Origin of the sequence: Streptomyces sp. SID5910, from assembly GCF_009862125.1 — a bacterium.
Classification (GTDB): Bacteria; Actinomycetota; Actinomycetes; order Streptomycetales; family Streptomycetaceae; genus Streptomyces.
On the sequence record NZ_WWHX01000255.1, the window covers coordinates 7,501 to 19,631 of the forward strand.

Here is a 12,131-nt window from a genome sequence, read left to right on the forward strand (position 1 = left end):
CGGGTGGGGAAGCCGTAGCGAAAGCGAGTCCGAACAGGGCGATTTTAGTAGCACGCTCAAGACCCGAAGCGGAGTGATCTAGCCATGGGCAGGTTGAAGCGGAGGTAAGACTTCGTGGAGGACCGAACCCACCAGGGTTGAAAACCTGGGGGATGACCTGTGGTTAGGGGTGAAAGGCCAATCAAACTCCGTGATAGCTGGTTCTCCCCGAAATGCATTTAGGTGCAGCGTCGTGTGTTTCTTGCCGGAGGTAGAGCACTGGATAGGCGATGGGCCCTACCGGGTTACTGACCTTAGCCAAACTCCGAATGCCGGTAAGTGAGAGCGCGGCAGTGAGACTGTGGGGGATAAGCTCCATGGTCGAGAGGGAAACAGCCCAGAGCATCGACTAAGGCCCCTAAGCGTACGCTAAGTGGGAAAGGATGTGGAGTCGCACAGACAACCAGGAGGTTGGCTTAGAAGCAGCCACCCTTGAAAGAGTGCGTAATAGCTCACTGGTCTAGTGATTCCGCGCCGACAATGTAGCGGGGCTCAAGCGTACCGCCGAAGTCGTGTCATTGCGATATGTACCCCCAACGGGGATCGTGATGGGTAGGGGAGCGTCGTGTGCCGGGTGAAGCAGCCGCGGAAGCGAGTTGTGGACGGTTCACGAGTGAGAATGCAGGCATGAGTAGCGATACAAACGTGAGAAACGTTTGCGCCGATTGACTAAGGGTTCCTGGGTCAAGCTGATCTGCCCAGGGTAAGTCGGGACCTAAGGCGAGGCCGACAGGCGTAGTCGATGGATAACCGGTTGATATTCCGGTACCCGCTGTGAAGCGTCAAACATCGAATCCAGTGATGCTAAGGCCGTGAAGCCGCCCCTGATCTCTTCGGAGTGAGGGGGAGTGGTGGAGCCGCTGAACCAAGTTGGTAGTAGGTGAGTGATGGGGTGACGCAGGAAGGTAGTCCATCCCGGGCGGTGGTTGTCCCGGGGTAAGGGTGTAGGCCGTGTGATAGGTAAATCCGTCGCACATGAGGCTGAGACCTGATGCCGAGCCGATTGTGGTGAAGTGGATGATCCTATGCTGTCGAGAAAAGCCTCTAGCGAGTTTCATGGCGGCCCGTACCCTAAACCGACTCAGGTGGTCAGGTAGAGAATACCGAGGCGTTCGGGTGAACTATGGTTAAGGAACTCGGCAAAATGCCCCCGTAACTTCGGGAGAAGGGGGGCCACACCTGGTGATGATCTTTACGGTCTGAGCTGGGGGTGGCCGCAGAGACCAGCGAGAAGCGACTGTTTACTAAAAACACAGGTCCGTGCGAAGCCGTAAGGCGATGTATACGGACTGACGCCTGCCCGGTGCTGGAACGTTAAGGGGACCGGTTAGTCCGATTTCGGTCGGGCGAAGCTGAGAACTTAAGCGCCAGTAAACGGCGGTGGTAACTATAACCATCCTAAGGTAGCGAAATTCCTTGTCGGGTAAGTTCCGACCTGCACGAATGGCGTAACGACTTCTCGACTGTCTCAACCATAGGCCCGGTGAAATTGCACTACGAGTAAAGATGCTCGTTTCGCGCAGCAGGACGGAAAGACCCCGGGACCTTTACTACAGTTTGATATTGGTGTTCGGTTCGGCTTGTGTAGGATAGCTGGGAGACTGTGAACTCTGGACGCCAGTTCAGGGGGAGTCGTCGTTGAAATACCAGTCTGGTCGTGCTGGATGTCTAACCTGGGTCCGTGATCCGGATCAGGGACAGTGTCTGATGGGTAGTTTAACTGGGGCGGTTGCCTCCTAAAGAGTAACGGAGGCGCCCAAAGGTTCCCTCAGCCTGGTTGGCAATCAGGTGTTGAGTGTAAGTGCACAAGGGAGCTTGACTGTGAGACCGACGGGTCGAGCAGGGACGAAAGTCGGGACTAGTGATCCGGCGGTGGCTTGTGGAAGCGCCGTCGCTCAACGGATAAAAGGTACCCCGGGGATAACAGGCTGATCTTCCCCAAGAGTCCATATCGACGGGATGGTTTGGCACCTCGATGTCGGCTCGTCGCATCCTGGGGCTGGAGTCGGTCCCAAGGGTTGGGCTGTTCGCCCATTAAAGCGGTACGCGAGCTGGGTTTAGAACGTCGTGAGACAGTTCGGTCCCTATCCGCTGTGCGCGTAGGAGTCTTGAGAAGGGCTGTCCCTAGTACGAGAGGACCGGGACGGACGAACCTCTGGTGTGCCAGTTGTCCTGCCAAGGGCATGGCTGGTTGGCTACGTTCGGGAGGGATAACCGCTGAAAGCATCTAAGCGGGAAGCCTGCTTCGAGATGAGGACTCCCACCCACTTGATGGGGTAAGGCTCCCAGTAGACGACTGGGTTGATAGGCCGGATCTGGAAGCACCGCAAGGTGTGGAGGTGACCGGTACTAATAGGCCGAGGGCTTGTCCTCAGTTGCTCGCGTCCACTGTGTTGGTTCTGAAACCACGAACAACCCCATGTCTGTGTCAGGCGTGGTGCGGTTGACAGTTTCATAGTGTTTCGGTGGTCATAGCGTTAGGGAAACGCCCGGTTACATTCCGAACCCGGAAGCTAAGCCTTACAGCGCCGATGGTACTGCAGGGGGGACCCTGTGGGAGAGTAGGACGCCGCCGAACAATCATTCCGGGAAACCCCGCACCTCACGGTGCGGGGTTTTCTGCGTTTAGGGGCCTTTCGGTCCCGGTCCCGACCGGGCACAGGCCGACCGCGATCACAGGCGGCCGGCGGCTTTCAGTTCCAGATAGGCGTCGGCGAGCGCAGGCGCCAGTTGGTCCGGTGTCGCGTCGACGACCGTCACCCCGTGCCGGCGGAGCTGGTCCGAGGTGCGACGGCGTTCCGCCTGGGTCTGCGCCGCGGCGGCAGCCTCGTACACGGCGTCGGTGTTGCCGCGGGCCTTCGCCATCCGGGAGATGTGCGGATCCGCCACGGAGGCCACGAGGACCGTGTGGCGCTGAGTCAGCTGAGGCAGGACCGGGAGTAGGCCTTCTTCTATCGGCGCCGTGTCGAGCGTGGTGAACAGCACGACCAGGGAGCGGCGAGGGGCCGAGCGGACTGCGGTCGCGGTGAGGCCGCGCGCGTCGGTCTCCAGCAGTTCCGGCTCCAGCGTCGCCATCGCGTTGACCAGGGAAGGCAGTACGTCACCTGCCGTCCTGCCCTGGACCAGGGCGCGTACCCGGCGGTCGTAGGCGAGGAGGTCGACGCGGTCGCCGGCGCGGGACGCCAGGGCTGCCAGGAGCAGGGCGGCGTCCATGGAGGCGTCGAGGCGGGGGGCGTCGCCGACGCGGCCGGCGGATGTGCGGCCCGTGTCGAGGACGAGCAGGATGTGCCGGTCGCGTTCGGGGCGCCAGGTGCGTACGGCGACGGTGGACTGGCGGGCGGTCGCGCGCCAGTCGATGGAACGGGTGTCGTCGCCGGGGACGTACTCGCGGAGGCTGTCGAACTCCGTGCCCTCGCCGCGGGTGAGCACGCTGGTCCGGCCGTCGAGTTCGCGAAGGCGCGACAGCCTGGACGGAAGGTGCTTGCGGCTGGTGAACGGGGGCAGGACGCGCACCACCCAGGGGACCCGGTGGGCGCCCTGGCGGGAGAAGAGGCCCAGGGGGCCGTACGAGCGGATGGTGACGCGGTCCGTCCGGCGGTCGCCTCGGCGGGTGGGCCGTAGGCGTGTGGTGACGCGTCGGCGTTCGCCCGGGGGGACCGTCACATGGTGGCGGGAGGCCGCTGTCTCCGTGCCGGGCTGCCAGCTGCTGGGCGGCCAGGCGTCGCGGAGGTGGGCGCGCAGCGGACGGCCCGACGGGTTGGTGACCGTCAGGGTGACGTCGGCGGTTTCGCCCAGGCGTGTCGAGGTGTCGCCGGAACGGGACAGGCGCAGCCGCCTTACCGGGGCGGCCAGGGCGAAGTCGCAGGCGCAGGCCAGCGCCAGCGGGGCGTTGACGGCGAGGATGCCCGTCCAGCCGGCGTCCCAGATGCCGATGGGGACGGAGCCGAGGGCCGCGAGGAGCGCGGCGCGTCCGGTGAGGGCCATCAGCGGGGGACGGGGACGTGGGCGAGGATCGCGTTGATGACCGAGTCGGCGGTCACGCCCTCCATCTCGGCCTCCGGGCGGAGCTGCACGCGGTGGCGGAGGGTGGGGAGCGCGAGGGCCTTCACGTCGTCGGGGGTGACGTAGTCGCGGCCCGTCAGCCAGGCCCATGCGCGGGACGTGGACAGCAGTGCCGTGGCTCCGCGCGGGGAGACGCCGAGGGTGAGGGACGGCGACTCGCGGGTGGCGCGGCAGATGTCGACGACGTAGGCCGTGATCTCCGGGTGCACCGTCGTCCTGGCGACCTCGGCGCGGGCCGCTTCCAGGTCGGCGGCGCTCGTGACGGGGCGTACGCCGGCGGCGTGCAGGTCACGCGGGTTGAAGCCCCCGGCGTGGCGGGTGAGCACGTCGATCTCGTCCTGGCGGGACGGGAGGGGGACGGTCAGCTTGAGGAGGAAGCGGTCCAGCTGGGCTTCCGGGAGGGGGTAGGTGCCCTCGTACTCGACCGGGTTCTGGGTCGCGGCGACGAGGAAGGGGTCGGGGAGCGGGCGGGGGGTGCCGTCGACCGTGACCTGGCGTTCCTCCATGGCTTCGAGGAGGGACGACTGGGTCTTCGGGGGCGTGCGGTTGATCTCGTCGGCCAGGAGCAGGTTGGTGAAGACCGGGCCGGGCTGGAAGGAGAACTCGGCGGTGCGGGCGTCGTAGACCAGGGAGCCGGTGACGTCGCTCGGCATGAGGTCGGGGGTGAACTGGACGCGCTTGGTGTCGAGTTCCGTGGCCGCGGCGAGGGCGCGGACGAGGAGGGTCTTGGCGACTCCGGGGACGCCTTCGAGGAGGACGTGGCCGCGGCACAGGAGGGCGACGACGAGGCCGGTCACGGCGGCGTCCTGGCCGACCACGGCCTTGGCGATCTCGGCGCGCAGGGCTTCCAGGGCGGCGCGGGCGTTGCCCGCCTCTCCGCTCTGCCCGGCGTTGTCAGTGGTCGGGTCCATCATGGACGGCGTACCTCTCTTTCGAGGGCGTCGAGTTGGTCGGCGAGGGTGATGAGGGCCGCGTCGTCGCGGGGCGGCGGGCCGAAGAGGAGGGTGTGCAGGGACTGTCCGTCGCCGTGGAGGTGGGCGGACAGCGCGGGGAGCAGGGCCTCGGGCGCGTGCGCCTGGGCGACGGGGACGCCTACGAGGGGGGCGAGGCGGGTGCGGGTCGCGGAGCGAAGAGCGGTGGCCGCGCGGTCGCGGGCGTTGGCCTTGCGGTAGAGGCGGGCGCGGCCCTCGGTGGTTTCGGAGGCGCGGATCGCGACGGGGAGTTTTTCGTGCACCAGGGGGCCGAGTCGGCGTGCCCGCCACAGGGCGGCCAGGGCGGCGGCGATGAGGAGTTGCAGGGTGCCCCAGAGCCAGCCGGAGGGGAGCAGGTCGAAGAAGCCGCGCTCGTCCTCGGGGGCGGTGGCGTCGGAGAGCGTGGGGAGGTACCAGACCAGGTGGGTGCGGGAGCCGAGGAGTTGGAGGGCGAGCGAGGCGTTGCCGTGCTCGTCGAGGCGCTGGTTGTAGAGGATGTCGCGTGCGCCGAGGACGATCGTGTCGCCCGGGGCCGCCTCGCCGGACGGCGGCGACGTCTCGGGGATGCGGAGCAGGGTGGCCAGGCGCTCGCTGGGGTAGCAGACGTCCGCTTGCAGGTGGGTGCTGCTGTAGCGGATGCCGCCCGTGTCGGCGGTGCCCGCGCGGCGGGCGGCGGGCAGGTCGCAGTCGGGGGACAGCGTCGAGTCGAAGCTGATCGCGGGGTCGGCGGTGACACCGGGGGCGAGCCGTTCGACGGAGGAGCCGCCGGGGGCCACGAGGACCGTACGGCCGCCGGAGCCGGCGGTCGCGGAGTGCAGCTCCGTCTGCTGGCGTTCGGTGAGCAGGTCGGGGACGGCCACCAGCAGGGTGGTGTCCGGCCCGGTCGCGGCGCGGGCGTCGTCCAGGGTGGTGACCACCCGGGTGGACACGCCCCGGTCGGCGAGGAGTTCGGCGACGGCGCGGCTGCCGTAGGGGTCCGCGGAGCGCGGGTCGAGCTCGCCGTGCCGGGCGTCGGAGCGGACGACGGCGATCGCGACGGCGCCGGCGAGCAGCAGCACGAGGGCGAGCGTGATGCCTCGCGCGCGGGTCCACAGGTGGCGGGCGGTGGGCGAGGCCGAGGTGGTGGGAAGCGTAGCCTCGGTGGTCATCCGGCGGCTCCCCGCTGGGTGTCGGGGTCGTTCGCGCTGCCGGTGGTGGCGCCGGCCAGGTGGGGTGTGCCGCGTTCCAGGTCGCGGTCGAGGCCGGCCAGGCGGCGGTACGACTGCTCGGTGCCGGGTCGGCCGCCGTATGCGACGTCGTCGAAGTCCCGGGCCGCGGCGCGCAGCCGGTCGCCGTGGGCGGGCAGGGCGCGGCCGGCCTCGGTGGCCGCCTCGTCGGCGGTGCGGCCGGGGCGGATGTCGAGGAGGGCGCGTTCCTCCAGGGCGCGGACGACGGCCCGCATGCGTTCCTGGACGGCCTGGTTCCAGTGGCCCTGGGCGGCGTGCGCCTCGGCGGCGGCGCGGTGGTCGGCGGCGCTGCGGGGGCGGTCGTCGAACAGGGCGGGAGCGGAGGCGGGCGCGCGGCGGGGGGTGCCCAGGCGCCACCAGAGGGCGCCCAGTACGGCCAGGACGGCCACGACGATGACGATCAGTCCGAGCGTCCCTCCGGGCGTCGCGGTGGACGCCCTGCCGAACAGCTCGCCGATCCAGTCCCAGAGGGCGTTCAGGGCCCGCTGGACCCAGCTGGGGTCGTTCTCGTGGTACATGCGCTTGGACAGCTCGCGTTGCGCCGCCTCCCGTGCGGGGGCGCGCGGCGTCGTCACCGGCGGTTCGTCGCCGGAGCGTGCCAGGGACAGCACGGCGGTGTCGCCGGCGTGCAGCAGCGTGCGTACGGCGGTGCGTGGCAGCACCTCTGTGAGAACTCCCCCCGTCGGACTCACCGCATCAGGTCCCGGGGACGGCGCCGGGGCTGCCGGGGCCCTGGGTGCCGGCGGCGCGGGCCAGTTCGAGGTCGAGGGCCTCGCGGCGGATGCGCTGGTCGATGTAGAGGAGCACCGTGACGCCGGCCGTGATCGGGAAGGTGATCATGGAGCCGATCACCGAGCCGACGGCGCTGACGACGAGGAAGGTCCAGCCGAGGTCGCCGCCGCCTTCGAGGAATCCGCCGACGCCGTCGCCGCTGAGGGTGGCGGCGAGGAAGGTGAAGGGGATGACGATGATCGACGCGACGATGTTCGCGATGACCGTCGCCAGCAGCTGGATGCCGAAGACCCGCCACCAGGAGCCGCGCACGAGCTTCGTCGAGCGGCCCAGCGCCTTCTTGATGCCCTGCTTCTCCAGCATCAGGGCGGGGGAGGCCAGGGAGAAGCGGACCATGAGCCACACGGCGACGACTCCGCCCGCCAGGAAGCCCAGGGCGGTCAGGGCCACGCCCGACTCGCCGCCCGCCGTGGCGGTGACGAGGAGGCCCGGCAGCATGGCGGCGAAGAGGATGCCGGCGACCATCAGCAGCAGGAGGACGATCAGGCCGAACAGCCTGATCACCTGAGGACGGGCGTCCTGCCAGGCCTCGCGGGTGGTCACCGGCCTGCCGAGGACGGCACGGCTGGTGACGGTGGTGAGCAGGGCCGTGGCGACGACGGTGCCGATCAGGGAGATCAGGAAGATGACGCCCGAGTTGACCGTGGTCGCGGTGAGCGCGTCGGCGAGTTCGCCCAGGGTGGCGTCGGGGTCGCTGAGGGCGTCGGAGCGGGTGCTGTCCAGGACGAGGCCCTGGAGGAGCACGACGATGACCTCGGTGAAGATCGCGACGCTCAGCGAGATGCCGAGGACCGTGCGCCAGTGGGTGCGCATGGTGGAGACCGCGCCGTCGAGGATCTCACCGACGCCGAGGGGGCGGAGCGGGATCACGCCGGGCTTGGCCGCGGGCGGCGGGCCGCCCCAGCCCGCTCCCCAGCCGGGGCCGCCGGAACCCGCGTAGCCGCGGCCCTGGCCGCCGTGGCCGCCCGGGGGCGGGGGCGGGGTGCCCCAGCCGGTGTGCGGCGGCGGGGGAGGCGGGGTCTGGCCGGGGCCCGTGGGTGCGGACCACTGGCCGGGTGGCGGCTGCTCCTTGGACCACTTCGTGCCGGGGCTCGTCGGTTCCGCGCTCGGCCGGTCCGCGGGCCCGCCGGTTTCCGGGCGGTCGGCGGGGCCGGACGCGCCGGGCTCCTGCCCGTCGGACGGGGCGGATCCGGGCGAGGTCCAGCCCGGAGTGTCGTTCATCGTCGCTCCTTCACGGTGCCCTTCCGCGGTCGCGGCGGCGGGTTGGCAGCCATCGTGCCATGGGGCGGTCGGCTGTGGACCGGGCGAGGTGGGGGCAGCGCACCTTCAATTGTCCGCCGGAATGGGGGCAGACTGACCGCATGGCTGATCAGTACGCGCAAAGCGGCGAGGACAAGCGGCCGACCGAGATACCCGCCCTCCGCTGGGAGGAACCCCCCGAGGGCCCGGTGCTGGTCCTCCTGGACCAGACGAGACTGCCGGCCGAGGAGGTCGAGCTGGTCTGCACGGACCCGTCGGCCCTGGTGGAGGCGATCCGCTCGCTCGCCGTGCGCGGGGCACCGCTGCTCGGCATCGCGGGCGCCTACGGGGTCGCGCTCGCCGCCGTCCGCGGCTTCGAGGTGGAGCAGGCCGCCGCCGCGCTGGCGGGGGCACGGCCCACCGCGGTGAATCTGGCGGTCGGGGTGCGCCGGGCCCAGGCCGCGCACCAGGAGGCGCTGGCCAGGACCGGTGACTCCCGGCAGGCCGCCGTGGCGGCGCTGGACGCGGCGCGGGCGCTGCACGAGGAGGACGCCGAGGCCAGCGCCCGGATGGCGGAGCACGGTCTGGCGCTGCTGGACGAGCTGCTGCCCGCCGGCGGGCACCGTGTCCTCACCCACTGCAACAGCGGGTCGCTGGTGTCGGGCGGTGAGGGCACGGCGTTCGCGGTGGCGCTCGCGGGGCACCGGGCGGGGCGGCTGCGGCGCCTGTGGGTGGACGAGACGCGTCCGCTGCTCCAGGGCGCCCGGCTGACGGCGTACGAGGCGGCGCGCAACGACATGCCGTACACCCTGCTCACCGACAACGCGGCCGGTTCGCTGTTCGCGGCGGGTGAGGTGGACGCGGTGCTGATCGGCGCGGACCGGATCGCGGCCGACGGTTCCGTGGCGAACAAGGTGGGGAGCTATCCGCTCGCGGTGCTGGCGCGCTATCACCATGTGCCGTTCATCGTGGTGGCGCCGGTGACGACGGTGGACGCGCAGACGCCGGACGGGGCGTCCATCGAGGTCGAGCAGCGTCCCGGGTACGAGGTGACCGAGGTCATGGCTCCGCAGGTGCCGGTGTCGGGTGCGGGCGGCGGGATTCCGGTGGCTCCGCTGGGGACGCAGGCGTACAACCCGGCGTTCGACGTGACGCCGCCCGAGCTGGTGACGGCGATCGTCACCGAGGCGGGGGTGGTCTCGCCCGTGACGGCCGAGGCTCTCGCCGGGCTGGGTGCCGGGGTGCGGCGGCCGTCCGCGGGCTGAGCGGGGCCGTCCGGACGCCTCCCGGCGGCGGGTGGGTGCCGCCTGCGTTGCGTAGTGCGGTGCGGACACGCTGTGAGGGGGCCGGGCGGCGGCCGGCCGGAGCAGACAGTGAGGGCTCGGTACGACTATCGTCACAGGTCAGTGACCTCGCTCACCAGCGCCTCTGTCGTCGTTACGAGAATGGGATGATGTCGTTTATGAAGGGACGAGTCCTTGTCGTCGACGACGACACCGCACTGGCCGAGATGCTCGGCATTGTGCTGCGTGGTGAGGGTTTTGAGCCGTCTTTCGTAGCCGACGGCGACAAGGCGCTGGCCGCCTTCCGTGAGACCAAGCCCGATCTGGTGCTGCTCGACCTGATGCTGCCCGGCCGGGACGGCATCGAGGTCTGCCGCCTGATCAGGGCGGAGTCCGGCGTGCCGATCGTGATGCTGACGGCCAAGAGCGACACCGTCGACGTGGTCGTGGGCCTGGAGTCGGGTGCCGACGACTACATCGTGAAGCCGTTCAAGCCGAAGGAGCTGGTGGCCCGGATCCGGGCGCGGCTGCGGAGGTCGGAGGAGCCGGCGCCCGAGCAGCTCGCCATCGGCGATCTGGTGATCGACGTGGCGGGGCACTCCGTGAAGCGGGACGGGCAGTCGATCGCGCTGACGCCGCTGGAGTTCGACCTGCTGGTCGCGCTGGCCCGCAAGCCGTGGCAGGTGTTCACCCGCGAGGTGCTCCTGGAGCAGGTCTGGGGCTACCGGCACGCGGCCGACACCCGGCTGGTCAACGTGCATGTGCAGCGGCTGCGCTCCAAGGTCGAGAAGGACCCGGAGAAGCCGGAGATCGTGGTGACCGTCCGTGGCGTCGGTTACAAGGCCGGACCGAGCTGACATGAGCAGGGACAGTGCCGCTTCGGCGCCCGGCCGCTCCGGGGACCGCGCCGGGCGGCCTGTCGGACAGGGGCCCCGGCGCTCCCGCTGGGCGCGTCTGCTCGAGGGCGGGCTGTTGAACGGCGGGGTGCAGGGCAGCCCGGTGCTCCGTCTGTTCATGCGCTGGGTACGCCGTCCGCTGCTGCCCGTGATGCGGCTGTGGCGGCGCAACATCCAGCTCAAGGTCGTCGCCACCACACTGCTGATGTCGCTGGGCGTGGTGCTGCTGCTGGGCTTCGTCGTGATCGGGCAGGTCCGCAACGGTCTGCTGGACGCCAAGGTGAAGGCGTCGCAGAGCCAGGCCACCGGCGGTTTCGCGGTAGCCAAGCAGAAGGCCGAGGAGACGGCGAGCACGACCGGCGACGAGGGCGCCCCCGTGGACGGCCGCCCGCCGCAGAACGTCATCCAGTGGATGAGCGACCTCGTGAAGTCGCTGTCCAGCGGCGGCCAGGGCGCCTTCGACGTGGTCACCCTGCCCATGGGCGGGGACAGCGGCAGCGGACGCGGCCCGCGCGCCTCCGGCCTGGTCAACTGGTCGGCCAGTGTCCCCGAGGAACTGCGGGAGCGGATCGACGGCGACCCGGCGGCGGCCCAGAGCTACACGCGGATCGTCTACGACTCCGACCAGCCCTCGCAGCCGGGCCTGGTCATCGGCAAGCAGGTCAACGACCCGAACGGTGAGCCGTACCAGCTGTACTACCTCTTCCCGCTGACGCAGGAGGAGAAGTCGCTCAGCCTGGTCAAGGGCACGCTGGCGACGGCCGGGCTGTTCGTCGTCGTCCTGCTCGGGGCCATCGCCTGGCTGGTGGTGCGCCAGGTCGTCACGCCGGTGCGGATGGCGGCGAGCATCGCCGAGCGGCTGTCCGCCGGGCGGTTGCAGGAACGGATGAAGGTCACCGGCGAGGACGACATCGCGCGGCTCGGCGAGGCCTTCAACAAGATGGCGCAGAACCTCCAGCTGAAGATCAGCCAGCTCGAGGACCTGTCGCGGATGCAGCGGCGGTTCGTGTCCGACGTGTCGCACGAGCTGCGGACGCCGCTGACGACCGTGCGGATGGCGGCCGACGTCATCCACGACGCGCGCGTGGACTTCGATCCGGTGACCGCGCGGTCGGCGGAGCTGCTGGCGGACCAGCTGGACAGGTTCGAGACGCTGCTGGCGGACCTGCTGGAGATCAGCCGCTTCGACGCGGGCGCGGCGGCGCTGGAGGCCGAGCCGATCGACCTGCGGGAGGTCGTGCGGCGGGTCGTCAGCGGGGCCGAGCCGCTCGCCGAGCGCAAGGGCACGCGGATCCGCGTCGTCGGCGACCAGCAGCCCGTCGTCGCCGAGGCGGACGCCCGGCGCGTGGAGCGGGTGCTGCGCAACCTCGTCGTCAACGCCGTGGAGCACGGGGAGGGCGAGGACGTCGTCGTGCGGCTCGCCGCGGCCGGCGGCGCGGTCGCCGTCGCGGTGCGCGACTACGGCGTCGGGCTCAAGCCCGGCGAGGCGACCCGCGTCTTCAGCCGCTTCTGGCGGGCCGACCCGGCACGCGCGCGTACCACCGGCGGTACGGGTCTCGGCCTGTCGATCGCCCTGGAGGACGCGCGGCTGCACGGCGGCTGGCTACAGGCCTGGGGCGAGCC

The 12,131-nt window shown here is 70.1% G+C and carries 8 protein-coding genes and 2 rRNA genes (1 of these 10 running past the window's edge); 5 read left to right on the top strand and 5 right to left on the bottom strand.

The genetic code is table 11. The features are described 5' to 3' along the window. Both GTW67_RS08800 and rrf read left to right on the top strand, forming a co-directional pair. Positions 1-2,412 (top strand): 23S ribosomal RNA (locus GTW67_RS08800) (it extends 712 nt beyond the left edge of the window). Between the two features lie 88 nt (positions 2,413-2,500). After that, positions 2,501-2,617 (top strand): 5S ribosomal RNA (rrf, locus tag GTW67_RS08805). A gap of 95 nt (positions 2,618-2,712) precedes the next feature. Here the strand turns inward: rrf and GTW67_RS08810 are convergent. The 5 genes from GTW67_RS08810 to GTW67_RS08830 are packed head-to-tail and all read right to left on the bottom strand — an operon-like array spanning position 2,713 to position 8,311. Beyond that, a complete protein-coding gene (locus GTW67_RS08810) occupies positions 2,713-4,023 on the bottom strand; it encodes a DUF58 domain-containing protein (RefSeq protein WP_161164245.1) in 1,311 nt (436 codons plus the stop codon). Continuing rightward, on the bottom strand, positions 4,023-5,012 hold the full coding sequence (locus GTW67_RS08815; RefSeq protein ID WP_202436994.1) for an AAA family ATPase: 990 nt from the start codon (positions 5,010-5,012) through the stop codon (positions 4,023-4,025). The genes GTW67_RS08810 and GTW67_RS08815 overlap by 1 nt, the downstream gene beginning before the upstream one ends. After that, the gene (locus GTW67_RS08820) at positions 5,012-6,220 is read right to left on the bottom strand and encodes a DUF4350 domain-containing protein (protein ID WP_161164247.1); all 1,209 of its coding nucleotides are present in this window, start codon (positions 6,218-6,220) and stop codon (positions 5,012-5,014) included. Before GTW67_RS08820 ends, GTW67_RS08815 begins: the two co-directional genes overlap by 1 nt. Beyond that, complete coding sequence (locus GTW67_RS08825) at positions 6,217-6,990, bottom strand: DUF4129 domain-containing protein (protein ID WP_161164248.1); 774 nt, start codon at positions 6,988-6,990, stop codon at positions 6,217-6,219. Before GTW67_RS08825 ends, GTW67_RS08820 begins: the two co-directional genes overlap by 4 nt. 4 nt (positions 6,991-6,994) lie before the next feature. Continuing rightward, complete coding sequence (locus GTW67_RS08830; protein WP_161164249.1) at positions 6,995-8,311, bottom strand: DUF7847 domain-containing protein; 1,317 nt, start codon at positions 8,309-8,311, stop codon at positions 6,995-6,997. Between the two features lie 140 nt (positions 8,312-8,451). Here GTW67_RS08830 and mtnA point away from each other — a divergent pair, with 140 nt between their 5' ends. From mtnA to mtrB, 3 genes are all read left to right on the top strand, one after another. Next, complete coding sequence (gene mtnA, locus GTW67_RS08835; RefSeq protein ID WP_161164250.1) at positions 8,452-9,594, top strand: S-methyl-5-thioribose-1-phosphate isomerase; 1,143 nt, start codon at positions 8,452-8,454, stop codon at positions 9,592-9,594. Between the two features lie 185 nt (positions 9,595-9,779). After that, entirely contained in the window at positions 9,780-10,469 is a 690-nt protein-coding gene (gene mtrA / locus GTW67_RS08840; RefSeq protein WP_003975799.1) for a two-component system response regulator MtrA, read from the top strand. Between the two features lies 1 nt (position 10,470). Next, positions 10,471-12,131 (top strand): MtrAB system histidine kinase MtrB (mtrB, locus tag GTW67_RS08845; protein WP_161164251.1); only part of this gene is annotated, 1,661 nt, incomplete at its 3' end.